The organism is Streptomyces sp. NPDC050564, from assembly GCF_044457265.1.
Classification (GTDB): Bacteria; Actinomycetota; Actinomycetes; order Streptomycetales; family Streptomycetaceae; genus Streptomyces.
Genome location: NZ_JBITGS010000013.1, coordinates 145,323 through 169,455 on the forward strand (window position 1 = coordinate 145,323; position 24,133 = coordinate 169,455).

Annotated in this window: 19 protein-coding genes and 2 pseudogenes; 9 read left to right on the forward strand and 12 right to left on the reverse strand. The window is 70.0% G+C overall.

Annotated features, from left to right (window positions below):
• Positions 1 to 29: 29 nt before the first annotated feature.
• The gene (locus ACIBK0_RS21920) at positions 30 to 530 is read left to right on the forward strand and encodes a methylated-DNA--[protein]-cysteine S-methyltransferase (protein WP_399082289.1); all 501 of its coding nucleotides are present in this window, start codon (positions 30 to 32) and stop codon (positions 528 to 530) included.
• 221 nt (positions 531 to 751) lie between these two features.
• Here ACIBK0_RS21920 and ACIBK0_RS21925 read toward each other — a convergent pair whose 3' ends face one another.
• Positions 752 to 1,975, reverse strand: coding sequence for a DUF418 domain-containing protein (locus ACIBK0_RS21925; RefSeq protein ID WP_399082292.1), 1,224 nt, complete (start codon positions 1,973 to 1,975; stop codon positions 752 to 754).
• A gap of 551 nt (positions 1,976 to 2,526) precedes the next feature.
• Here ACIBK0_RS21925 and ACIBK0_RS21930 point away from each other — a divergent pair.
• The 4 genes from ACIBK0_RS21930 to ACIBK0_RS21945 all read left to right on the forward strand — a co-directional run bounded on the left by ACIBK0_RS21930 (position 2,527) and on the right by ACIBK0_RS21945 (position 5,708).
• Positions 2,527 to 3,198 (forward strand): response regulator, encoded by a 672-nt coding sequence (locus ACIBK0_RS21930; RefSeq protein WP_399082295.1) that lies wholly within the window; start codon positions 2,527 to 2,529, stop codon positions 3,196 to 3,198.
• Positions 3,195 to 4,415, forward strand: a complete 1,221-nt coding sequence (locus tag ACIBK0_RS21935; RefSeq protein WP_399082298.1) for a sensor histidine kinase — start codon at positions 3,195 to 3,197, stop codon at positions 4,413 to 4,415. Before ACIBK0_RS21930 ends, ACIBK0_RS21935 begins: the two co-directional genes overlap by 4 nt.
• Before the next feature lie 48 nt (positions 4,416 to 4,463).
• The gene (locus ACIBK0_RS21940) at positions 4,464 to 4,769 is read left to right on the forward strand and encodes a hypothetical protein (protein ID WP_399082302.1); all 306 of its coding nucleotides are present in this window, start codon (positions 4,464 to 4,466) and stop codon (positions 4,767 to 4,769) included.
• Positions 4,770 to 4,844: 75 nt separating this feature from the next.
• Positions 4,845 to 5,708, forward strand: coding sequence for an alpha/beta fold hydrolase (locus ACIBK0_RS21945; RefSeq protein WP_399082305.1), 864 nt, complete (start codon positions 4,845 to 4,847; stop codon positions 5,706 to 5,708).
• A gap of 240 nt (positions 5,709 to 5,948) precedes the next feature.
• On the opposite strand, the gene ACIBK0_RS21950 is transcribed toward ACIBK0_RS21945, so the two are convergent.
• Complete coding sequence (locus tag ACIBK0_RS21950) at positions 5,949 to 6,698, reverse strand: peptidoglycan-binding protein (protein WP_399082308.1); 750 nt, start codon at positions 6,696 to 6,698, stop codon at positions 5,949 to 5,951.
• Positions 6,699 to 6,862: 164 nt separating this feature from the next.
• Here ACIBK0_RS21950 and ACIBK0_RS21955 point away from each other — a divergent pair, with 164 nt between their 5' ends.
• On the forward strand, positions 6,863 to 9,328 hold the full coding sequence (locus ACIBK0_RS21955; protein ID WP_399082311.1) for a polysaccharide lyase 8 family protein: 2,466 nt from the start codon (positions 6,863 to 6,865) through the stop codon (positions 9,326 to 9,328).
• A gap of 41 nt (positions 9,329 to 9,369) precedes the next feature.
• Here ACIBK0_RS21955 and ACIBK0_RS21960 read toward each other — a convergent pair whose 3' ends face one another.
• Positions 9,370 to 9,594 (reverse strand): hypothetical protein, encoded by a 225-nt coding sequence (locus tag ACIBK0_RS21960; RefSeq protein WP_399082314.1) that lies wholly within the window; start codon positions 9,592 to 9,594, stop codon positions 9,370 to 9,372.
• A 361-nt stretch (positions 9,595 to 9,955) separates the two neighbouring features.
• On the opposite strand from ACIBK0_RS21960, the gene ACIBK0_RS21965 reads away from it, so the two are divergent.
• Positions 9,956 to 10,477: an AAA family ATPase gene (locus ACIBK0_RS21965; RefSeq protein WP_399082317.1), complete on the forward strand. Its 522-nt coding sequence runs from the start codon at positions 9,956 to 9,958 to the stop codon at positions 10,475 to 10,477.
• A 154-nt stretch (positions 10,478 to 10,631) separates the two neighbouring features.
• A pseudogene (locus ACIBK0_RS21970) lies at positions 10,632 to 11,057 on the forward strand (VOC family protein).
• 191 nt (positions 11,058 to 11,248) lie between these two features.
• Here the strand turns inward: ACIBK0_RS21970 and ACIBK0_RS21975 are convergent.
• From ACIBK0_RS21975 to ACIBK0_RS22005, 7 genes are all read right to left on the reverse strand, one after another.
• Entirely contained in the window at positions 11,249 to 12,166 is a 918-nt protein-coding gene (locus ACIBK0_RS21975) for an alkaline phosphatase family protein (RefSeq protein WP_399082320.1), read from the reverse strand.
• A gap of 50 nt (positions 12,167 to 12,216) precedes the next feature.
• Positions 12,217 to 15,090 carry a glycoside hydrolase family 2 TIM barrel-domain containing protein gene (locus ACIBK0_RS21980; RefSeq protein ID WP_399082323.1) on the reverse strand — a complete coding sequence of 958 codons (2,874 nt, stop codon included), beginning with the start codon at positions 15,088 to 15,090 and terminating at the stop codon, positions 12,217 to 12,219.
• A 13-nt stretch (positions 15,091 to 15,103) separates the two neighbouring features.
• The gene (locus tag ACIBK0_RS21985) at positions 15,104 to 16,159 is read right to left on the reverse strand and encodes a hydroxyacid dehydrogenase (protein WP_399082326.1); all 1,056 of its coding nucleotides are present in this window, start codon (positions 16,157 to 16,159) and stop codon (positions 15,104 to 15,106) included.
• Positions 16,160 to 16,161: 2 nt separating this feature from the next.
• The gene (locus ACIBK0_RS21990; RefSeq protein ID WP_399082329.1) at positions 16,162 to 17,082 is read right to left on the reverse strand and encodes a carbohydrate ABC transporter permease; all 921 of its coding nucleotides are present in this window, start codon (positions 17,080 to 17,082) and stop codon (positions 16,162 to 16,164) included.
• Complete coding sequence (locus ACIBK0_RS21995; RefSeq protein ID WP_399082332.1) at positions 17,079 to 18,041, reverse strand: carbohydrate ABC transporter permease; 963 nt, start codon at positions 18,039 to 18,041, stop codon at positions 17,079 to 17,081. The genes ACIBK0_RS21990 and ACIBK0_RS21995 overlap by 4 nt, the downstream gene beginning before the upstream one ends.
• Positions 18,042 to 18,264: 223 nt before the next feature.
• On the reverse strand, positions 18,265 to 19,572 hold the full coding sequence (locus ACIBK0_RS22000) for an ABC transporter substrate-binding protein (RefSeq protein ID WP_399082335.1): 1,308 nt from the start codon (positions 19,570 to 19,572) through the stop codon (positions 18,265 to 18,267).
• A gap of 115 nt (positions 19,573 to 19,687) precedes the next feature.
• Complete coding sequence (locus tag ACIBK0_RS22005) at positions 19,688 to 20,779, reverse strand: substrate-binding domain-containing protein (protein ID WP_399082338.1); 1,092 nt, start codon at positions 20,777 to 20,779, stop codon at positions 19,688 to 19,690.
• A 207-nt stretch (positions 20,780 to 20,986) separates the two neighbouring features.
• On the opposite strand from ACIBK0_RS22005, the gene ACIBK0_RS22010 reads away from it, so the two are divergent.
• A complete protein-coding gene (locus ACIBK0_RS22010; RefSeq protein ID WP_399082341.1) occupies positions 20,987 to 23,449 on the forward strand; it encodes a SpoIIE family protein phosphatase in 2,463 nt (820 codons plus the stop codon).
• Between the two features lie 32 nt (positions 23,450 to 23,481).
• On the opposite strand, the gene ACIBK0_RS22015 is transcribed toward ACIBK0_RS22010, so the two are convergent.
• Together ACIBK0_RS22015 and ACIBK0_RS22020 are read right to left on the reverse strand one after the other, a co-directional pair.
• The gene (locus tag ACIBK0_RS22015) at positions 23,482 to 23,880 is read right to left on the reverse strand and encodes an SCO5389 family protein (protein WP_399082344.1); all 399 of its coding nucleotides are present in this window, start codon (positions 23,878 to 23,880) and stop codon (positions 23,482 to 23,484) included.
• Positions 23,765 to 24,064 (reverse strand): annotated as a pseudogene (locus ACIBK0_RS22020) (ATP-binding protein); the annotation flags it as partial. The pseudogene ACIBK0_RS22020 and the gene ACIBK0_RS22015, both read right to left, overlap by 116 nt.
• Positions 24,065 to 24,133 lie beyond the last annotated feature (69 nt).

Here is a 24,133-nt window from a genome sequence, read left to right on the forward strand (position 1 = left end):
GCTTAAGCACTCTTGAGAGGACCCTCCCGATGACGGTCTGCACGACCATCGACAGCCCCCTGGGTGAGCTGCTGCTCGTGGGCGAGAAGTCGGCCACCGCGAGGGGCGGCACGGCACTGGCCTCGCTGTCGATGCCCGGCCAGAAGCACGGGGCCGTCGTCCAGGACGACTGGGTCGAGGACGCGGACGCGTTCGCCGAGATCGCCTCCCAGCTGCGCTCCTACTTCGAGGGCACGCTGACCCGCTTCGACATCGAGTACGTCACGCGCGGCAGCGACTTCCAGCAGCGGGTCTGGAAGGCCCTGGAGACGATCCCGTACGGGACGACGACCAGCTACGGCGAGATCGCCGCGCGGATCGGCGCGTCGCGGGCCGCGGTGCGTGCCGTGGGTACGGCGATCGGCGCGAACCCGTTGCTGCTCGTGCGCCCCTGCCACCGGGTGATCGGCGCGAGCGGAGCGCTCACCGGCTATGCCGCGGGGCTGGAACGCAAGCGGCAGCTTCTGGATCTGGAGAGCGTGGGGGCGTGAGGGTTCGGCTCCTGAGCAGAAGGGCGAACTTCGGGGGGCGTTACCCAGGTCGTGCTCGCCATGACTTGTTCCGAGGCGTCTTCGGTGGTGTGGGCCCGCGGCGGTGTTGACGACGTGGCGCAGTGCGTCGGCGTACAACTGCGGACGCAGCACCGCCGGCACGGCTGCCGCCACGGCCGCCGTGAGCAGCCGGGGCTCCCAGCGACCGCCCGCGGGGCCGCTCACCGCACGCGCGCGGCGAACTTGGTGGCCCTGCCGAGGAGCCACTCCAGCGGACCTCGCCGGAAGGAGCGCGACCACAGCGTCGCGAACACGGTCATGGCCGCGATGAAGCCGAGCAGGACGTGCAGCGGCAAGCCGGAGAGATCGTCGATGCCGAGGACCTGCATGCCGATGATGTGGAAGACGTACGCGGTCAGGGACATGGCGCCGACGGCGGCCACCGGGCGGGCGAGCCCGCGGAAGCGGGGAGAGGCGTCGGTGGCGGCGATGCAGGCGGTCAGGACCACGATGGCCACCCCGGTGCTGGCCACCACGGAGAGCGTCGTCTCGCTGTGCGGGGATGCCGCCAGCAGCCAGGCGGGGGTGTCCCCCGTCGGGTAGCCCACGGAGTCGGACCACCAGGCGGACAGGGGCGATCCGCCACCGTCCTGGCTGGAGGCGCCGATGGCCGCGGCGGCGCCGTGGACGAGATGCAGGGCGAGCCAGGAGCCGCCGTATCCGAGCACGGCCAGAGCGCCGCCGGTGACCGCGAGGCGTATGCGCACGGTCGTGGACGCCAGGTCGAGCCGGGCCACGGCCATGCCCGCGATGACGAAGGGGATCCAGGCCAGTGCCGGGTAGCTGCCGGTGAAGAGCAGCGAGACGATGCCGTCGGCGTCGGCGGGCCAGGCCCAGATTCCGCCCGGATCGCCGTCCGCACCGCCCGAGTCGAGGGCGCGCTGCACCACGTACAGGATCTGCGGAAGGATCACCACGGTGCTCGCGGCGATGATCGCCAGCGGGCGGGCGCCGAGCCGGTACAGCGGCAGGACCAGGAGGAAGTACAGGCCGTAGAAGGCGAGGATCACCTCGACGGGGGTTCCGCTCATTGTGAGCGCGGTGCCCAGGCCCACCAGGATGACGGCCCTGATCACCACCTTGGCGACTGCCTGGCGACCCGCCCGGCCCGTCTTCGGCGCCCTCCGGCCGGTGATCAGAACGATCGAGAAACCGGCCAGGAAGGCGAAGAGCGCGGAGGAGCGGCCGTGCGAGAGCTCCATGAGGAAGCCGGTCGTGCCGCCCTCGGAGGGGTCGGGGCCGAGGTGGGCCGCGTACATCCCGAAGACGGCGAGCCCGCGGGCAAGATCGACGCCGATGAGCCGTCCGAGCGAGGAAGAGGCGGTCGTGAACGCCTCGGGTGCGGTCCGGGCAGCGAGTTGCGCACCAGCCGCGTTCTGTGTCATGTCTTCAGGCTGGAGAGAACGCCGATCGGCGGGTATCCGGCAGGCGTCCGGTCCTTACCCGCCGGGTGGCGGGTAAGGACCCGGCTGGGCGAGGGCGCATCCGGGGCTGCCCACGCGATGCCTCCGGACGGCCCGCGTCGGAGCCGCCCCACGGGGAGTGCAACTCCCCGTGGCGGGCTCCCCCATTTGGTGCATTCATGGAGGGAAACGCCGGTTCCGGCAGGCGATGCAGCGTGCCCATGCCATCAGGTGGACATGCGTCACAGCGGCCGATCGAGAGCTGAGGTAACGGCATGGCGTTCGTGAACGTGGGCCAGGAGAACGGCACACCGATCGCTCGCGTGCCGTTTCGCCGTACCGCGTGAGGGCGCCGACCATCCGGCTCGCCGGCAGGCTCCCCCTCCCCCGGAGGACTGGAACCGTCCCCCCAGGTGGCTGGTGTGTCCGGCCGGCGCGCTCGATGCGGCGGGGCTCGTTCTAGGGTCTGGGCTACGACATCAATGTGCGGCCCCAGACGTACGCACGACGAACGACGAGACGGCGGAACGCGCGTGATCCGGGTAGTGGTGGTGGACGACGAGGCCCTGGTGCGTTCCGGATTCGAGCTCATTCTGAGCGCGGCCGACGACATCGAGGTCGTCGCGACCGCGACGGGCGGGGAGGCGGTCGACGCGGTGCTGCGGGAGCGGCCGGACGTCGTGCTGCTGGACATCCGGATGCCGGACGTCGACGGGCTGACCGTGCTGCGGAAGCTTCGGTCGGTGCCGGACGCCCCGGTGGTGGCGATGCTGACGACGTTCGACGCGGACGAGTACATCCTCACCGCGCTGCGCTCCGGCGCCGCCGGGTTCCTGCTCAAGGACACCGCGCCCGACCAACTCGCCCAGCTCGTCCGCACGCTGGCCGCGGGTGGTGTCGTGATGTCGCCGAAGGCGTCCCGTGCCGTCTGGCAGAGCCACCCCGGGGCCGCCGCCGACGACGATGAGGGGGCCACCCGCGTCGGACGGCTCACCGAGCGCGAACGCGAGGTGCTGGTGCTGATCGCGGACGGACTGTCCAACGCCGACATCGGGACCCGCATCCACCTCAGCGCGGGCACCGTCAAGGACCATGTCAGCGCGATCCTCACCAAGCTGCGGGTGAGCAGCCGGGTTCAGGCGGCGCTGCTCGCCCAGCGGGCCGGTCTCCTCGACGAGCGGAACCGAGCGGAGTCCGGACGATGACCACGGGCAAGGGGCTGTCGCCGCGCCGAACGGGCGCGGGGGGCCGGGCGCGGGCAACGGGCCAGGAGTCCTCGGCCCGGGACTCGTCGCTCGTGGCGCGCGCGACCGGCAAGGGTTTCTGGGCGCGCACGCCGCCTTGGGCCGTCGACGGCGGGCTCGTCCTTCTCGCGGCCGTGGACGCCTGGGTCAATCTGTTGGACGCGACCCGCCTCGCGGTGGCACCGGCAGCGGTGGCCTGCGCGGCGCTCGCCTTCCGTCGGCGCTTCCCGCTCGTCGTCTTCCTGCTCACGCTCCCCGCCAGCGTGATGGTGGACATCGTGGTCGCCCCGATCGCCGCGCTGTTCACCCTGGCCGAACGGTCGCGTGATCGTCGCCTCCTCGTCGGCTGCGCCGTCCTGTTCGCCCTCGCCGCCTCCACGCCATGGCCGCCGGCCGACCTTTCCTCGCACGACCGCACCTGGACCCTGATCTACTTCGTCTACACGCTGGGCACCGCCGCCGCCCCCGTTCTGCTGGGCCAACTCGTGCAGGCGCGCGGAGATCTGTCCCGCCGGCTCGTCGAGATCGAGGAGGCGCGGGAGCAGGAAAGGCTGCTGCACTCCCAGGCGGTGCTGGCCCGTGAACGCGCCCAACTCGCCCGTGAGATGCACGACGTCGTCTCGCACCAGGTCAGCCTGATCGCCGTGCAGGCCGGGGCCCTGCAAGTGGCGGCCAAGGACTCCGACTTCCAGGAGGGCGCCCGCACCATCCGGTCGCTGAGCGTCGACACCCTCGACGAACTGCGCCACATGGTCACGCTGTTGCGCGCCTCCGGCGGCCGCGCCACCGAGCTCACCCCGCAGCCCACACTCGCCGATCTCCACAAACTCGTCTCGACGAGCGGCATCGAAGCAGAACTGACCGGCGAACTCCCCTCCGACATCCCCACCCCCGCCCAGCGCGCCATCTACCGCACCGTGCAGGAAGCCCTCACCAACGTACGCAAACACGCGCCCGGCGCCACCGCGACCATCCTGCTCGCCAGCGACGGCGGCTACTTCGGCGTGACCGTCACCAACACCTCCCCGACACGGCCCTCCCTGCCGCTGCCCGGCTCGTACCAGGGACTGGTCGGTCTCCGGGAGCGTGCCGAACTCCTCCACGGCACCTTCGAGTCAGGGCCGACTGTCGAAGGCGGCTACCGGGTCACGCTCCGCATCCCGGCCCACGCGGACTGAGCAAGCGCACGTCGATGACCCTTAGGCACCCCTGGGCATGCCTCACGGGTGTACGGGGCAACGCTGACGCCGCTCGGAGGCGACGCTCTCCACGACGACGCGGCCGGCTATCGCGAGGCGTCCCCGCAGAAGGTCAACCAGTGGATCCGCAGCAACGGCGGTTCGATGCCGTGGTCGACTGCGACAGAGCGGGCCCGCGATCCGCGGCGGCCTTCGCGGCTCCTGGCCGCGACCGACGACGGCGACCATCCGCACCTCAACCCGAGCGGCTGCCGGCTCTTCGCCGAGGCCGTCCCCGCCCGGCTGTTCCGGCTCACACCACTGCCGGAGGACTTCGGCCCCGCTCTGAGGTGAGTTCTGCGGTGATGTCACACCCCGGCCCTCCGCGGTCCTCTTGGTTGGGGATTCCGACACGCACAGGAGGCCCGTATGAAGGCGAAGGTCCAGTCCGGGATCGAGCTGTCCGCCGGCACGATCGAGTACGCGGACACCGGCGGCGTCGGTCGCGTGCTGGTGCTGCTGCACGGTCTGATGATGGATGCCTCGCTGTGGGACGCGACGGTCGCCGACCTGTCCATCGACCACCGATGCGTGGTGCCGACGCTCCCTCTCGGTGCGCATCGCCGGGCGATGCGTGCCGACGCGGATCTTTCGCTGCCCGGGGTGGCCCGGCTGGTCGCCGAGCTCCTCGACCGCCTCGATCTGCGGGATGTCGTCCTCGTCGGCAACGACACCGGTGGGGCGCTCGTGCAACTGCTGATGTGCGACGGCGGGGATCGGGTGGGCGGGGCCGTCCTCGTCTCGTGCGAAGCGTTCGACAACTTCCCGCCCGGCCTGACGGGCAGGACGCTCGTGCTCTCCGGCAAGCTCCCGCCCCGGCTGTTCGGGCTGTTCATGCAGCAGATGCGGTTGCGGATGCTTCGACGGCTCCCGCTCGCCTTCGGATGGCTGACCCGCCGAGGGGACGCGGCGACCGCGCGCTGGATCGGGCCCGTGCTGCGGCAGCCCGAGATCCGCCGCGACGCCGTGCGCGTTCTGCGAGCCGTGGGGGCCGACCCCGGTCTGCTGCTGGTCACGGCCGAACGGCTGCCCGGCTTCGAGCGGCCTGCCCTCGTCGTCTGGGCCGGCGAAGACCGTGTGATGCCGCCCGAGCACGGCCGTCGCCTCGCCGAACTCCTTCCGTACGGCGGGCTGGCCGAGGTCGCGGACAGCTACACCCTCATTCCCCTGGACCAGCCGAAGGAGCTCGCCCGGCTGATCCGGGAGTTCATCCGCGCACCGCACACCAACTGACCATGCCGCCCGCGGCATCGGGCCGTGGTCCACCGGATCGCCTCGCTGCCCGGACAGGCACCATTGCCGTGTGGCCATGCCCGCCGCCGACGAGACGGTCGACGCCGGTTTCCGCGGGCGGAGCATCCGGGTGTTGCCCGCGTCCGAAGTCGACTTCGGAGCGGCTCAGATCGCTTCCAGCGATGCGGTTGCACGCTGCATCACGCGGCTTCAGGCACGGCCGTTTCACGTCGCGGCCGTTCACGACGTCGTACGGGATTCGAGAGCGGCGCGGGTGTCGTTGCCGTAGACACCGGTCTCGTCCCCCTGGATGCCGTACCAGAGCTGGAAGCGGGCCACTGCGGCGGTGAGCGTGGCGTCGTAGGTGCCGCTGGTGGTGCCGTTGTCGTACACGTCCGGGACACGGAGGAGCCGCTCCTGGAGCTCGGTCACTTCGGGACCCGTGTCTCCCTCCCGGAGGGTGCCCGCACCGTCCGGGTCGGCGGACCGAGGCGGGCCCTGGGCGGCGGGCGTCGTCGAGGGCTGCGCCCCGGTCCGGGGTGCGTCGTCCTGGTCGCCGCTCGGCAGCAGAAGCGCGAGGGCGAAGCCGACCAGTGCCGCCGCGGTCACGGCGACGGCGATCGCGGCGCGCCGCAGGCCTGCGCCGCGCCCGAATCCCTTCCCGAATCCGTGCCCGCCCCCGTACCGCCTGCCGGGTGCGGGGGACCGTCCTGCCGTGCCCGCGACGTGGCGCTCCCCCGCCAGGACCGGCGGCAGTTCCTGAGTCTCGTACTCCTCGGCCCCGTATTCCTCCGATGGCGGCAGCAGTCTTGTCGCGGTCGACGGGACCGCGACCGACTCGTACCCCTCCTCCGAGTCGGCTCCCCCGTCCCCCTCGCGCACCTGCCTCAGCAGCTCCGCCAGCGCCTCTGAGCGGCGGCGGCGCTGGACATGGGTGGGTTCGAGCGCCGGACGCCTCTCCGGCTGCCCGGGCTCGGGCGGTATCGACACACTGATCTCCTTCCGTGCGCGCGGTCTCCCGCCATCCCCTGGAGTGATACGAGGGTGTGAGGCCGGCGGTTCAGCGAAACACCACACCTCAGCAAACGATCGATATGCTCAATTCGGTAAGAGTCATTGAGCGTTTGAACGTCAGCGTGCTAGAAACCGCCGTCATGACGACTCGTTGGTCACGCCGTGGCTTCCTGGCCGCAAGCAGTGGCACCGCGCTCGCGCTCGGGGTGCACACCACCGCCGATGCCACTCCCCTCACGTCCACCGACATCATCGAGAGCACCGACACCTCCGAGGCCGCGGACGAGTTCGCGACCCTGCGCGCGAAGTGGCGCACCCTGATACTCGGCGACGGATTCAGTCCCACCGCCGAGCCCTTCAAGACCCGGCTCACCGAACTGGGCACCACCGCAAGCCAGTTGCGATCCACGATGGCGCCGAGGTCCGGCTCACTGTGGCCGGACCTGGTGTACGCCGACCCGGAACCCGACACCGACCAGGAGTCGTACGGCTACTCGGGCAACCTGAACACCAGCTACACAAGGCTCAACACGCTCGCCCAGGCCTACTCCCAGCAAGGCACCGGGCTGACCGGCGACACCGGTCTCCGCGACGACATCCTGACCGGCCTCGATCACCTCTACTCCGAGGTCTACAACGAGAACCAGGCCCGCTACGGCAACTGGTACAGCTGGCAGATCGGCGCACCCCAGGCCCTGCTGGACGTCTGTGTCCTCATGTACGACCAGCTGTCGGCCACGCAGATCGCCGACTATCTCGCCGCGGTCGACCACTTCGTGCCGGATTCGGCGGTCTCCAGCTACAGCGGGACGAGCACCGGTGCCAACAGGGTCGATCTGTGCCGGGTGTTGGCGCTGCGCGGGGTCGTCGGTGCGAGCTCCGCGAAGATCACCCTCGCCCGCGACGCGCTCTCTCCCGTCTTCCCTTACGTGAGCAGCGGAGACGGGCTCTACACCGACGGCTCGTTCATCCAGCACACCACCGTCCCCTACACCGGTTCGTACGGTTCCGTGATGCTGGGCGGGCTCGGGATGCTCTTCGCGCTGCTCGCCGGGTCCGCGTGGGCGGTCACCGATGGCAACCGGCAGATCGTGTTCGACGCGGTGGAGAACGCCTGGGCGCCGTTCCTCTACAACGGTCTCGTCATGGACGGCGTGTCCGGGCGGGCGATCAGCCGGGGCCTGTCCGCGTCCGACGCCAAGCAGATCCAGCAGGACGACCATCTGCGCGGCCATCCGATCCTCGCATCGATCGTGCTGCTCGGACAGGGCGCGAGCAGCGCTGAGAACGCCCGCTGGCGCGGCCTGGTGAAGGGCTGGATGCAGCGCGACTACTACAGCCCGCCGATGAACAACCCCTCACTCGGTCTCACGAGTCTGGCCCGGCTCAAGGGAGTTCAGGACGACACCACGGTCTCCGCGGTCGCCGAGCCGACCGGGCACCGGCTGTTCACCAATATGTCCCGGGCCACCCATCGCCGCCCCGGCTGGGCCGCGTCGATCAGCATGGCCGACCGGCGCATCACGTACTACGAGACGGGCAACGGCGAGAACCTGCACGGCTGGCACACCGGTTCCGGAATGCTCTACTGGTGGGGCGACACGTTCTGCAACGGCCAGTACAGCGACGCCTTCTGGCCCACCGTCGACCCGTACCGGCTGCCCGGGATCACCGCCTCCCGCAAGGTGCTCGCGGACGCGGCGGGCGGCGACTGGGGCGCCTCCCTGCCGGACGTCAACTGGGTCGGGGGTACCACCGACGGGCAGCGGGCCACGATCGGCCAGTACCTCAAGGGCCTGCAGAGCACGCTGCTGGCGAAGAAATCGTGGTTCTGCCTGGACGGCTCGATCGTGTGTCTCGGCGCGGGGATCACATGCACGGACGGTACGGCCGTGGAGTCGACGGTCGAGAACCGCAACCTCGGGCCCACCGGCACCACCACCTTCACCGTGGACGGCACGGCGAAGCCCACCACGTACCCCTGGTCCGAAACGCTCACTGGCACGCAGTGGGCGCACATCGGCGGCCACGGCGGCTACGTCTTCCCGGGCGGCGCCACCGTGAAGGCGCTGCGCGCGGCGCGTGACGGCAAGTGGAGCGACATCAACAAGGGGGGCGCCACGACCGTCCTGAACCGTAAATACCTGACGATGTACGTCGATCACGGCACCGACCCGACGAACGCCACGTACGCCTATCTGCTCATGCCGGGTGCGACCGCCGCCCAGACGCAGACTCGTGCCGCCGCGACGAGTTGGCTGACGATCCTCGCCAACACGGACAACCAGCAGGGCGTCAGCGTGCCTTCGCTCGGCTTCACCGGGGTCAACTTCTGGTTCGGCGGCACGGTCGGCGCTCTCACGGCGAGCAACCCGTGCTGCGTGATGATCACCGAGAGGACCGACGGCACCGCGGTCATCTGCGTCAGCGACCCGATGCGCATGCAGACGAGCCTGACGCTCACCTGGAACAAGGCGGTCTCCTCGGTGACCTCCAAGCCGGTCACCGTCACCTCGGCGACGACCGGTTCCTCCCTGAAGCTCACCTTCGGCGACCTCAGCACCACCGCAGGCGTCACCCAGAAGATCACCGTCAAGCTCGGCTGAACCCAGGGTCGACGGGCCGGAGCTGCCGCCCTCGAGGACATCTACTCTCGTGTCTGCGTGCCCCACTGCTCCGGCCCGACGCCGCGCCAGTCGATCAGCGGGGACACCGCCACGGTCACCGGGTCGACGTCCAGGCCCGCACGCCTCAGGAATTCGGACAGGTCCTCCAGGCTGTGGGCCAGCCCAAGGCTCTCGCCATTGACGCGAACCCGGCGGCCACCCGCCGGTGAAGGCGGGGACACGACCACAGGATGCAGTTCGGGCATGCTTCCAGCCTCACTCATGCGACTCGGACTTGCACGCGGGGGTGCGCATGCGGGAACGCCTGGCCTCTGAGGGCCCGGAGTCCCGCCAGGCTGTCAGGGAAGTGGTGGCGCGCCATGACAGTAATTCAATCACGTGTTCGATTTCTGGCGCCAATGAGAGGATACGACTGTGACTCACAGCGACAATCGGCCACTCACGGTGCGACTTGGCCACAAAAGCACCCTGGGCGATTTGTCCTTGGGATTCGCGAGAGGTGACACCTGATCTTGATGGTGGGCAACACCCTGGGAAACGCCGAAGCCGCACCGGATGTCTGCCGTGCCCGTTCCCGCAGCCCGCACGGCGCTAGCATCGCGTCCCATGATCGTATGGATCAATGGCACCCACGGCGCAGGCAAGACGACGACCAGTGCACTCGTGCAGCAACTGATCCCGGATTCACGGGTGTTCGACGCCGAGAAGGTCGGCGAGACACTCATGGACATCACGCCGGGGCTGCCCAGGACGGACAACTTCCAGCACTGGCCGCCGTGGCGGCAGCTCGTCGTCGAAACCGCCCGCCGCGTACTCGACTACACCGGCGGCACTCTGGTGATCCCCATGACTGTCCTGGTCGAGCGGTACTGGCGCGAGATCAGCACGGGCCTCGCCCAACATGCCATCCCCGTAAGGCACTTCGTCCTCCACGCTGACCAAGACACCCTCCGCGGGCGCATCGAGGGGGACACTGTCCTTGGCCCTTCCTCGTTCCGCCTCAAATACCTCGAGCCCTATTCCGAGGCGGCCCGCACGTGGCTGCACGGCGAGGCCGAGGTCGTCGACACCACGCACCTCACGCCCGCCCAGGCCGCCCTACAGATCGCAGAGGCCGTCAAGAGTTGAGGTCCGCCCGCCACGCGAAAACAGCCGCAGGCGGCAACAGGGAACGATCTTCCGGCAAGTAGGGCGGGGACGCCCCACCCCGCTCTTCCGTCGCCACCGCCATCCGCCTCCTTGCCGGGCCGCGCTCGACGGCCGTCCGCGGCACAGTGGAGATATGAACGCAGACGACAGGAATCCTCTGGCCCGGGCCGGCGTGGCGACCAGGCTTCCGGCCCAGGATCTGGACCGGGCGCGGCGCTTCTACTCCGAGCAGCTCGGTCTCGACCCCGTCGATGAACGGCCCGGTGGGCTGCTGTATTGATGCGGAGGAGTGGAGTTCGTGGTGTTCCAGTCGACGGGTGCCTCGCCCGGCACCTTCACACAGATGGCGTGGAGGGTCGACGACATCGAGACGGTGGTGGCGGAACTCAAGCGGCGCGGCGTGGTGTTCGAAGAGGTCGACGCACCTGGGTTCCGCACGAAGGACGGGATCGCCGAGATCGAGGGGAACTACCCGAGCAAGGGCGCACGGGGTGAACGCGGTGCCTGGTTCCGTGACAGCGAGGGGAACCTGCTGGGCATCGGCGAGCCGGTCCTCTGAGCGGCGCACGACCACTGGATCACCCAGTGGTGCGTGCCGTTCATCGCGCAGATCGGGCAGGCACCGATGCGGAGCGCAGACCCATTGCCGGAGACCTCCACGACTCGCCGCCAACTCGCCCACCGCGAGCGGTTGTTACGGCCCGACAGGCATACGCGAGTGCCCTGTCCGTCGGCCGCTCTCACCGCCGGTCAGCCGACGATGGCGACCGGCGGCTGAGCGTGCGGGTCTCCGGGTATCCCCTCCGACACCCGGAGACCTGCGGTCCCGATGCCCGCGAACGGACGGCCATCGAGTGTCCAGTGCGAGTCGGTTTCACACCCCAGCGAGACGAAGACCTGGGCGGCGATGTCGACATGGCGTATCGGCTGAGGTGCCGAGCACAGGCCGGGACCGGCGGCGACCAGCCAGGCGGTGCGTTCCTGCGGGGAACGGCCGCCGTGGCCGCCGGTGTCGACATGGCCGTGGTCGGTGACGACCAGGACCGTCCACCGCTCGCTGTCGCGAGCGGGCCGGGAGCGTACGGCGTCCAGCAGGCGGCCGACGCGCGCGTCGGCGCGCTCCACCGCGGCCTCGTAGGCTTCGCCACAGCCCCGGAAGTGCGCGGTCTCGTCCGGAGCCCCCAGGTAGACGAAGGACGCGTCCATGTCGTCGGCGGCGAGGACGCGCACCGCCTCCTCGGTGATCTGTTCGTCGCAGCTCTCCCAGGCCTCGGGGGTGTCCTCAGCCGGGGCGACGTACGCGGTCCTGGACGGGGCGCGGAAGAGGGGGCCGCCGTCGCGGACCTGCATGAGCGGCTGCCAGCCCGCCGCGACGAAGGTGCGGCGGCCGTTCTGCCGGGCGAGGCGGGTGGCGAAGTCGGGGAAGACGTCGAGGCGGTGGCCGGTGAAGTCGTTGCTCCACACGCCGTGTTTCTCGACGCCCACTCCCGTGACGATCGTCGCCCAGCAGGGGCCCGACATGGTGGGTGTGCGGTCGTCGACCTCGATCGGCGCGAGGAAGCCGTCGGCCGTGAGGACATCCAGGTGCGGGGTGTGCACACGGCGCAGCGTGTCGAGGCGTACGCCGTCGATGCCGACGACCAGGACGCGGTGGACGGTGTCGGGCATAGGTGATCCCTTCGGTGAGGCGGTCACGGACCGACGGCTCCGTGCGGCGGTCACAGGGCCCGCAGGACCAGGTGGAGTGTGGTCGGCCGGGCGTGCAGGGTGTGTTCCGGCAGGGGGCCCGGGCCGCAGGAGGCGGTGCCGATGCCGTGGTGGGCGGCGTCGAGATGGACGTACACCTTGTCCCCGGGGGTGAGGTCGGTGGTGTGCCGGGCCACGTCGAGCTGTTCGCTGGTCCAGCGGCGCACCGTGAGGTCGAAACCGCCGGTCACCTCCAGACCGCCGGCGTCGCCGGTCAGCCGTGCCCAGCGCACTTCGCGGCGATTGCCGTTCTCCTGGGGGCGGACGTACGGGGTCTGCATCGCGTCGACGCTGCGGCGAAACCGGCCCAGGCGCGCTGCGGCGGTCGTGTCGCGGTAGGCCTCGCCCGGGCCCCTGCCGTACCAGTCGACGGTGTCGATCCAGCGGGGCAGTGCGAGCCGCAACCCGATCCGGGGGACGGGCAACGGCCAGTCTCCGACCGGGTCGACGGTGAGGTCCAGGTGGAGCGCGTCCGCGTCGGCGCGCCAGCGGTACGTGGCGGTCATCGACGCCTCGCTGCCGGCGGGCGCGACCCGGGCGACGACCGTCAGGCCCTCCTCGCACGGGTCGACGGCGAGGACCTTGGTGGTGAGCCGGTGCAGTCCGAAGGTCCGCCAGCGGTCGGCGAGACGCGGGCCGAGGATGTCGTTGTCGGTGGGCGCCCGCCACAAGTCCACCTCGGGTCCGTCGAGTTGGAGCTCCCGCAGGCGGCGCAGGGTGCCGGTGGCGGGGTCGAAGTGGCCCGCGCCGAGTTCCAGCCGGTCGGCGGTGCGCCGCGTGCTTGCGCGATGTCCGCTGTCGTACGGCTGCGGCGGCTCGCCGGTCACGGCCTGGCCCCACGCGATCTCGTGACCGGCCCTGGCCCAGGCCTCGTCGTGGGCGAGTTCCGCGACGACGGTCAGGACGCACTCGCCCTCCCCGGCGTGCCGAAGCTCGGGCCAGGGCACCACGGTGTGCGCGCCTGCCACCAGTACGGGCACGTCGAGGGCGCCCTCGGTGCGGGGTTCACCGTCACCCTCGGCCCGCCACCGGAAGTGGAGATGGGAGGTGTCACGGACATCGTGCCCGTTGCGGATCCTGATGCTCCTGCTGCCCGTGTCGATGTCGATCCGCACGGGCTCGATGACTTTCTTGTACTCGGCCAGGCCCGGTGAGGGCGTGCGGTCGGGGAAGAGGAGGCCGTCGGCGACGAAGTTGCCGTCGTGGACGGTCTCGCCGAAGTCGCCGCCGTACGCGAAGAACTGCCGTCCGTCGGGGGCGCGTCGCGCGATGCCGTGGTCGATCCACTCCCACACGAAGCCGCCCTGGAGCCGTGGATACGCCTCGAACATCCGCTGGTACTCGGCCAGTCCGCCGGGGCCGTTGCCCATGGCGTGGGCGTACTCGCAGAGGATGACGGGGAGTTGACGACGGTGCGCGTCCAGTGCCGGGTCGTCCGTGACGGGTTCCGCACCGCGGCCGATCAGCTCGGTCTCGGCGTGGTCGGCGTACATGCGGCTGTAGACGTCCACGTATCCGCTGTCCGGGTCGCCCTCGTAGTGGATCGGGCGGGAGGGGTCGCGGTCGCGGGTCCAGGCGGCCATCGCGGCGAGGTTCTCGCCGGTGCCGCTCTCGTTGCCGAGGGACCACATGATGACGCTGGGATGGTTCTTGTCGCGCTCGACGACGCGGCGCATCCGGTCCAGGCAGGCCTCGCGCCAGCGGTCGTCCGCGCTGGGGTTGCCGCGCCAGTCGACCTGCTCGAAGCCGTGCGTCTCCAGGTCGCACTCGTCGACCACCCACAGCCCGTACTCGTCGCACAGGGCGAGGAATTCGCTGCTGGGCGGGTAGTGGCTGGTGCGTACGGCGTTGATGTTGTGCCGCTTCATCAGCAGGACGTCACGCAGCATCGTGTCGTCCGTGAGGGTGCGTCCGGTCTCCGGGTCCCATTCGTGACGGTTGACGCCGCGCAGCAGCAGGGGGTGGCCGTTGACCTTCAGCAGTCCGTCCTCGACCGCGACCGTGCGGAAGCCGATGCGTACGTGCACACGTTCGCCGTCCGTCGTCAACTCGCCCAGATACAGATGAGGTTGTTCGGCGCTCCAGGGGACGACGCTGTCGAATGTGTGCGGTCCGGCCGGTTCGGCGTCGGTGAGACCGAGCGCGGGCACGGTGAGCCGGGCCGCGCCGCTCGTCTCGACGCGCAGGGTGCCCGTCTTCGTGGTGTGGTCGTAGTCGGCGTGCACGAAGAAGTCGTCGAGGCTGTCGGCCGGCCTGGACAGCAGGCGAACCGAGCGGAAGATGCCGGACAGCCACCACATGTCCTGGTCCGCCAGGTAGCTGCCCGCGGACCATTGGTGGACGCGTACGGCGAGGATGTTGCGGCCGGGACGCAGCGCGTCGGCGGCGTCGAACTCCGTAGGGACCCGGCTGCCCTTGCCGTCACCGAGGCGTACGCCGTTGAGCCACACCGCGAAGCAGGAGTCGACGCCGTCGAAGCGGAGCACGCTCGGGCCCACGGGCCAGTCGTCGGGGAGGCTGAACTCCCGGCGGTACTCCCCGGTCGGGTTGTCGTCGGGTACACGCGGCGGGTCGATGGGGAACGGGTAGGTGACGTTGGTGTACGCGGGCGCGCCGACGCCGTGCAACTGCCAGCAGGACGGGACGGGCAGCCGGTCCCAGTGGGTGTCGTCGAAGGTGGGCGCCTCGAAACCTGGAGTGAGATCGGCGAGTCCGGCGGCGGCCCGGAAGCGCCAGAAGCCGTCGAGTTCGAGGCGCGGGGCGTCGGAGTCGAAGCAGGCGCGGGGTGCGCGGCGGCCGTGGCCGGGTGAGCGGTCCTCGACGTAGTCGGTGTCCAAGTCAGCCATGCGAGGCTCCTGTTCAGGCCGAGCGGGTCAGCTCGTCGGGACCGACTGCGTACGTGAACGGGAGTCCTTGTGCATAGCGCTCCACCTCGTCCACGGCCCAGTGCGTCATGCGGCCGAGTTCGTTGCCGAGGGAGCCGGCGATGTGCGGGGTGAGCAGGACGTTGGGGAGCGTGTAGAGCGGGGATGCGGCGGGCGGTACATCTGGTTCGGTCACATCGAGTACAGCGTGAATGCGCCCGGAAACGAGACGCTCGGTCAGAGCGTCGGTGTCGACGAGCGAACCGCGCGCCGTGTTGATGAGCGTCGCGCCGTCTTGCAGGAGCGCGAGCCGGCGCGCGTCGAACATGTGGCGCGTCTCGGGGAGCTGCGGCGCGTGGATGGACACCACATGGCTGCGCCGGACGAGTTCGTCGAGGTCTACGAGTTCCACGCCCAGGGTTCGGGCGTCGCCCCGGTCCAGGTAGGGGTCGTGCAGGAGGACGTGGAGGTCGAGCGGGCGGAGCAGCTCGACGACACGGCGTCCGATGCGGGAGGCGCCGACGATGCCCACGGTGCGGTGGTAGTTGCCGTAGCCGGTGAAGTACGGCAGCAGTGTCGGTTGTTCGCGCGTCTGCGCGTAGGTGCGCGCGATGTCAAGGACCCGCTTGTTCGCGAACAGGATCGCCGCGAGCGTGAACTCGGCGACGGGCAGGGCGTTGGCGGCGGCCGCGGAGGAGACGGTGATGCCGCACTTCCACACGGAATCGGTGATGTGGTGCTTGATGGAACCGGCCGCATGGACGACGGCCCTCAGCCGCGGCATACGACGCAGCGCGTCCTCGGTCAGCAGCGGCGCACCCCAGTGCGTGAACAGGATCTCCACGGCGGCCAGTTCGACGTCGTCGGCCGCGGCGAAGTCGATGATGTGCGCCGAGGTGTCCACACAGGCGACGGACCGGAGCCGGTCGAGGGCGCCTTCGGCCAGCAGCGAGCGGTGGATCTCCGGTCCCATGGCGAGAGCGGTCCGCGGGCGCCGCGCCGCGGCCGCTGGGTCCGAGCTGTTCAGGAGAGTGCCTTCCGATGCGAGCATGGTCACTTCACCGCGCCGACGGTCAGGCCCGAGCGCCAGAAACGCTGGAGGCAGACGAAGGCGACGATCAGCGGGACGACGGCGACGAGCGAGCCGGTGATGACGAGCGAGTAGTACTCGGGCTGCTGCTGCGTGACGCTGTTCCACATGAACAGGCCGAGGTTGACCGGGTAGAGCTTCTCGTCGTTCAGCATCACGAGGGCGCCGAAGAAGTTGTTCCAGCTGGCGGTGAACGAGAACAGGAAGATGGTCATGAAGCCGGGTGCGAGCATGGGCAGCGCGATCCCGGCGAAGGTGCGCAGCTCGCCGGCGCCGTCGACACGGGCGGCCTCCAGGACCTCGCCCGGCACGTACCCCTCGGAGAAGACGCGGGCGAGGTAGACGCCGAACGGGTTGACCAGGGCGGGCAGCAGCAGGGCCCAGTAGGTGTTGACGATCCCGACCTTGGTGGCGAGCAGATACATCGGCAGCTGGATCACCGTGGTGGGGACCAGGACGCCGCCGAGCACCGCGCCGAACAGCTTCTCCTTGCCCTTGAAGTCGTACTTGTCGAAGGCGTAGCCGGTGGCGATGCACAGGAGGGTCGAGGCGGCCGAGCCGACGACCGAGTACAGGATGCTGTTGCCGAACCAGCGCAAATAGATGCCGTCGTTGAAGGTGAAGACGTGCTGCAGGTTGGCGAAGAGGTTGAAGTCGCCGAGGGCGAAGCCTGAGGTGGAGAACAGGTCGCGGTCGTTCTTGGTGGCGGCGAAGAGCAGCCAGCTGACCGGCATCAGGGTGTAGAAGGCGGCGACGATCAGCAACCCGTTGACGACGCCCTTGGAGAGCAGGGCGTTGGGCGAGGTCCGGCGGCCCCTGGTCCGGGTGGCCTTGCGCTCGGCCGGTGCCTTGGCCGGGCTTGTGGTGTGGGTGAGGGTGCTCATGACGCCGCCTTCCACCGGTTGCCGAGCCGGGTGACGATGTAGGAGAGGAGGACGCCGAGCAGGGCGAGCAGCAGGGACGCGGCGCCGGCGAGGCCGTAGTCGTGCTGGACGAAGCCGGCCTTCCAGATGAACAGGGTCGGCGACCACTCGGTGTCGATGGAGGGCGCTCCGCGCTGGTTGAGCAGCTTGGGCTCGGTGAAGATCTGGATGGCGCCGACGCAGGTGAACAGAACGGTCATGACGACCGCGGAGGCGATCAGCGGCACCTTGATCTGCAGGGCGGTGCGGATGGCGCCCGCGCCGTCCACGACGGCCGCTTCGATCATTTCACGCGGAACGGCCTGCAGGGCGGCGTAGAAGATCACCATGTTGTAGCCGATCCACTGCCAGGCACAGAGATTGACCATGGACGAGAGCACATGATCGTTGCTGTAGAAGTTCCATGAGCCGCCCAACGCGCCGATCCAGTCGAGCACGGGGCTCAGGCCCGGGGTGTACAGGTAGATCCAGATGATCGAGGCGATCAGTCCCGGGATCGCGTGCGGCAGGAAAAGCGCGAGCTGGAAGAACCGCTTGGCCCGGGCCATCGCGGAGTCGACCAGCAGCGCGAGAAGGAGTGAGCCTCCGATCATCACCGGGATGTACAGCGCGCAGTAGAGGGCGATGTGGACGAAGGAGTCCTGGAAGCCCGCGTCGGACAGGGCCTTGGTGTAGTTGCCGAGTCCGGAGAACACCCGCTCGGTGCCGCCGAAGCCGAGCCCCGAGGAGTGCTCCTGGAAGAGGCTCATCCACACGGCGTAGCCGATGGGCGCCGCCATGACCGCGGCGAACAGGACGAAGAACGGGGTGATGAGGAAGGCGGCGGCCCGGCGTTGACCGCGCCGGAGCTGCGAAGTGCCCGGGGGCTTCGTCGGGGGGTGGGCCCGGGCCTTCACGGCGGGGGCGAGAGGTGCTGCCACGGTGGCTCCTTGGCGGGCTGGACGCTTGGGGGAGGCGATCGGTGACGGAAGTGCCGGGACGGCGGAAACAACCCCGGGGTGACGGGAGTGCGGGGTGGCGGGAACAACCCCGAGGTGACGGGAGCGCCGGGGTCAGGGGAACGGCTCCGGGGTGACGGAGCCGTTCGCGGCCCGAGTCCGAGTCGCGCTCGGACCCGGGCCGCGAACGGCCGGACCGATCAGATCACTTGGCGAGCTTCAGCCCGCGCTCAGTGATCCCCGTCTCGGCCTTCTGCTGGCCGGCGTCGACGCCGGCCGCGAAGCCGGACTTGGCCGTCGCGTCCTGGACCGCGGTGTAGACGTCCATCTGGTTCGGACCCCACGTCCAGCCCGGGACGATCGTGTCGACCTGTGCGGAGGCGAGTTGGTAGAGGTCCTGGCCGTTCAGATACGAGGTGTCGAACTTGGCCGCGGCGACCTCGCGCATCTCCGAGTTGGCCGGCAGGGCGCTGCTGGGCGACTCCAGGTCGGCGAGGCGGGCCTCGACGCCCGCCTTGTTCGTGGTGAGCCACTTGATGAACTCGGTCGCGGCCTCGGCGTGCTTGCTGCCCTTGAGGACACCGTAGGAGGTGCCGCCGTAGTTGCCGCCGGCCGCGGTGCCCCAGTTCGGCATGGGTGCGGCGGCCCACTTGCCCGAGAGGTCGGGCATGGCGGTCTTCATGCCGCCGGCGGACCAGGAGGCGCCGAGGAAGGAGAGGGTCTTGCCGGAGGTGCGGGCCTTGGTCTCCTCGGGGCTGTACGCCGTGAAGGACTGCACCAGGTCGTCCTTGATCAGGCCGTCCCAGTAGGCCGCGACCTTCTTGCTGGGCGCGTCGTTCACGCCGGGCTTCCAGGCGTCGCCCTCGGTGGCGAACCACTTGCCGCCGGCCTGCCAGGACAGCGCGGCCAGTAGCGCCGGGTCGGACTTCGGCATGGAGGCCAGCCGGACGTTCTTGTCCTTCTTCTTGACCTTCGCGGCAGCGGCCTTGAACTCGTCCCAGGTCTTGGGGACTTCGATGCCGTACTTCTTGAACAGGTCGGTGCGGTAGTAGTACAGCTGCGGCGCGACGTCGTAGGGGACGGTCCAGGTCTTCCCGCCGAAGGTGACCAGGCTCTGAACGGACGCGGGGAACTTCGACTTGACCGTTTCACCTGCGTACTTGGTCAGATCGATCAGGTTTCCCTGGCTCGCGAACTCCGGGACCATCTGGTACTCGATGGTCGCCACGTCGGGGGCATTGCCCGCCTTCACCGCGTTGGAGAGCTTGCTGTAGCCCTCGGTGGAGCTGGGGATCTCGGTGAACTTGACCTTGATGTCCTTGTGCGTCCTGTTGAACGCCTCGACCGTCGACTTGGCCCCGAGGGTCCAGGTCCAGTAGTTGATGGTGACCGGCTTGCCGTCCGACTTGCTGTCGGTCGAGCCACCGTCGCCGCCGCATGCGGTGGCGAGCATGCCCAGGGCGGCGAGGGTGGCGACGGCGGCTGTGCGGAACGAACGTGAAGTGCGCGACATGGCACGGCTCCTACGAGACCTCGTACGGGAAGAGGCGGATGCAGGACATCTTTTGCGCGCACACGATCAGAGTCAAGAGCGTTCGACCAAGACAATCAAAACGATCGCGCAACGCTCATGACTCGAGCACTTCGCCACCGCAGGACGAACGGATCCTCAACTCGGGGAGAAGTTCGAGATGCTGACGGGGTGCCGGGCGCTGTCCGCTCGCACGTTCCGCGAGCCGCTGGAGCAGCAGTTTCGCGGCCAGCTCCCCCACCGAGCGCTTGGGCGGGGCGATGGCCGTCAGGGGGACGTCCGAGAGGCCGGCCACCTCGTCGTCGTACGCGATCAGCGCGAGGTCCTCGGGCACTCTGACGCCGCGCGCCTGGAGCTTGGGCACCAGCACGATCGCGTCCTCGTCGCTGTGCACGAGCGCCGCCGTCACTGCGCGCTTCTCCACGGCTTCGACGAGGTAGTCGATGCTGGCCTCGTAGTCCCCGTGCTCGCGGACCGACGGCGCACCGGAATCGACATCCAGGCCCAGGGACTGCACCGCCGCCAGGTAGCCCGCGGAGATCTGTGCGGCGTGCGGGCCCTCCTGGAGCACCGCGGTGATCCGGCGGTGCCCCAGAGAGGCGAAGTGGCCGACGGCCACGGCGGCCCCGTGCGCCCGGTCGGTGCGCACCCGGTCGAGGCCGGCCGCGGGGTTCCCGGCCGGCGCGGAACGCTCGACCAGGACGGTCGGCACCGCACAGTCCAGGAGCCACTTCTCCTGGCCCCCCATGGGCACACCGCCGAACCAGCTGGGCGCGACGAGCAGGCCTTCCGCACCGCCCGCGATCAGGTGTTCTGCCTGCACGGCGTCCTCGGAGTCGACGTATCCGGTCATTCCGAGGATCAGCCGGCCACCCTGGGCCGCGACGGCCTCGCGGGATCCGCGGACGATGTCCCCGAAGATGTTGTTGGTGGTGGGCACGATCATTCCGATCACGGCGCCTTCCGCGGACTCCTGGCGGGGCTGCGCCTCGGCGGCCGCGTCGCCCGGCCACACCACCGCGCCGTGCAGTCGCTGCACCCGGCCCTGTGCGGCGAGCGCCTCCACGTCACGCCGCAAGGTCACCGCGGACACACCCAGTTCGGCCGCGAGATCGGCGACCCGGAGGCTGCCGCGCTCCCGGACGAGTTCGAGTACCCGCTCATGACGCTGGTCGACGTGCAGTCGCATGGGCTCCCCCTGGGGCAAGGCCGGCCGGACAAATCTACGGGCGAACGCGGAGCGTGATCCCGTGTGCTTACTGTACGCCCACAATCGTATCGATCATCTTTGATCAATTCGATCAGACAAGCATGGACAACCCGCACTCCGGTCGTACAACGTGAAGAATGGGCACGAGGGGGGTAAGACCACCTTCGGGGAGCGGAGAGGGTCGCAGTGGGTGCGAGCGAGGAACGAGACGTGCTGGCCCGTCAGCGCTTCGACATGGCGGACGCCGCGCCACTGCTGCTCGATGCCCGGATGGCGGTGACCAGCTGGACCGCGGACGCCGAGCGGCTGCTGGGATATCCGGCCGCCGAGGTGCTGGGACGGCCGGCGGCCGAGCTGCTGGTCCCCGAGGACGCGGCGAGGATCCCCGCCCTGATCGAGCGGTGCCACGAAGACAGCGGCTGGACCGGCCTGCTGTCCGTGCGCCACCGGGACGGGCATCCCGTCCTGTCGATGGTTCGAGTCGTTCCGGTGCAGCGCATCGGCGGCCCGGCGCACTGGGTAGTGCTGCTCGCTGATCTGGCCGGCGGTCCCGGCTGGGACATGAGCCGCTCCGCGCTGGAGCAGATGACCGCACGCTCTCCGGTGGGCATCGCGATCGTGGACGCCGACCTGCGGTACGTGTGGTCGAACGCCGCTCTCGAGCAGTTCGGCGGGGGCCCGCCGCACGGGCGGCTGGGACGACGGCTCGCAGATGTGCAGCCCGGCCTGGACGCCGAGCGGCTCGAGGCGCAGATGCGCCGGGTGCTGGAGAGCGGCGAGACGGTGGTCTCGTACGAGCACGTGGGCCGCGTACGGTCCGCGCCGCACCGCGAGACGGCCCACTCCATGTCGTTCGTCCGGCTGGAGGACGACCACGGCCACCCGATCGGCGTCTACTACACCGTCGTCGACGTCAGTGAGCGCTACCGTGCCCGGCGGCGGCTCGCCCTGCTGGACCGGGCCGGTCAGCAAATCGGCCGCAGCCTGGATGTCCTGCAGACCGCGCAGGAGCTGGCCGACGTCGCGGTGCCGGGGCTGGCCGACGTCGTCGCCGTGGACCTGCTGGAGACCGTACTCAAGGGAGCGGAGCCGACGCCCGGTCCGGCGCAGGACACGGACGCGGTGCCCCTGCGTCGCGCCGGACACCAGTCGGTGCAGGGCGGAGTCCCCGAAACCGCCGTCGAGATCGGCGAAGTGGCGTCCTACCGGGCCGGGACTCCGCCCATCCGGTGCCTGATCGACGGCGAGTCCTGGCGCGAGGAGCGGCTCGACCCGCTCAGCCGGGAGTGGGCCACGGTCACGCCCGCCGGTCGGGCCGCCACCTTCCTCGACCTCGGGCTGCACAGTGTGATGATCGTGCCCGTCCGTGCCCGCGGCGTCACACTGGGCATCACCACGTTCTTCCGGCGCAGCCGCCAGGAGCCGTTCGACGAGGACGATCTGGGCCTCGCCGAGGAGTTCGTCGGCCGGGCGGCCCTGTGCCTCGACAATGCCCGCCGCTACACCCGCGAGCGTGACGCGGCCCTCGTCCTGCAGCGCAATCTGCTCCCCCACCTCTTCCCCGAGCAGGACGCGGTGGAGGTCGCCGCCTGCTACCGGCCCGCCGACGAGCTGACGGGGCTCGCCGGGGACTGGTTCGACGTCATTCCGCTGTCCGGGGCCCGGGTGGCCCTGGTGGTGGGCGAGGTCGCGGGGCACGGCATCGACGGTGCGGCCGCGATGGGACGGCTGCGGGCCGCCGTGCAGACCCTCGCCGACCTGGATCTGACCCCGGAGGAGGTGCTCGCCCACCTGGACGACCTGGTCAGCCGCGCCGCACGGGAGGAGGGCTCGGGCGCCGACACCCGCACGAGCGGCATGCAGGCGGTGGGCGCGACGTGCCTGTACGTGGTGTACGACCCGGTGAGCGGGCTGTGCTGTATGGCGAATGCGGGCCATCCCGCGCCCGCGATCGTCACCCCGGAGGGCACCGTCACCTTCACCGAACTCCCCGACGGTCCCGCGCTCGGCGTGGGCGGACTGCCCTTCGAATCGGTCGAGTTGGCGCTGGCGGAGGGCAGCGTGCTCGCGCTGCACACCGACGGGCTCATCGCCACGGCCCGGACCGGGCGGGATCCGGAGGCCGGCCGGGAGCGGCTGCGCCGCGCGCTGGAGGCGCACGGGCAGCCGTTGGACGGACTGTGCCGCACCATCGTGGACGATCTCGTGCCGACGCGCCCCTACGACGACGTGGCGCTGCTGATGGCGCGCACCCGGCGGCTGGGGGCCGAGCAGGTCGCGACCTGGGACCTGCGCAGCGACCCGGCGGTCGTCGCCGAGGCCCGGAAGGCCACGACCCAGCAGCTGAGCGTCTGGGGCCTGGACGAGCTGGCCTTCACCACCGAACTGGTCGTGAGCGAACTCGTCACCAACGCCATTCGGTATGCCGCCGGCCCTATCCGCTTGCGGCTGATCACCGAACAGGCCCTGATCTGCGAGGTGTTCGACTGCGGTGCCACCGCCCCGCATCTGCGCCATCCGAAGACGACCGACGAGGGCGGCCGCGGGCTGTTCCTGATCTCCCAGTTCACCCAGCGCTGGGGCACCCGCTACACCCCCGAGGGAAAGATCATCTGGGCCGAGCAGCCCCTCACGGAGCCGGTGATCTGACATACCCCGCGACGAACCGGTGGCTCGCGGCGTCAGCAGTCGCGGAACTCGGGCGACTGGTTGAGGATCTGCGATCGCAGCGAGGTGAAACGGGTGTGCGTGTCTCCGCCCTGCGCCTCGGGACGGAAGGCCGCGACCCGGTGGCGGTTCATGAAGGCCGGCGCGACCCCGAAGTGCCGCTCCAGGCTGCCGCGGATCGCATCACTGGCGAGCGCCCTGAGCAGCTGCCCGCGCTCCTTCTCGGTGGGCGGCGGGGTGTGGTTGTCGGCGAACTCTTGTGCTCCGTCCCGCAGTTCGGCGATGAGATCGTACGCGTACCTGTTCCTTGAGGAAGAGCAGGGCGTCCTCGCCGTTGACCTTGTTGCCGACGACGGCGAGCGAGATGCCGAACTCCTCGGCGTGGGCGCGGTATCGGCGGCGGACCGAGACACCCTTGCGGGTGGGCTCGGCGACCAGGAAGGTCAGGTCGAAGCGGGTGAACAGCCCGGAGGCGAAGGCGTCCGCGCCCGCGGTCATGTCGACGACGACGTACTCGCCGGACCCGTCGACCAGATGGTTGAGGTGGAGCTCCACTGCTCCGAGCTTGGAGTGATAGCAGGCCACCACGAGGTCGCTCCCGGCGGGAACGGCCATGGGGGTCTCCTGGATGGGTGAGCCGGCAGAAGCCCCCGCTACATGAAAATG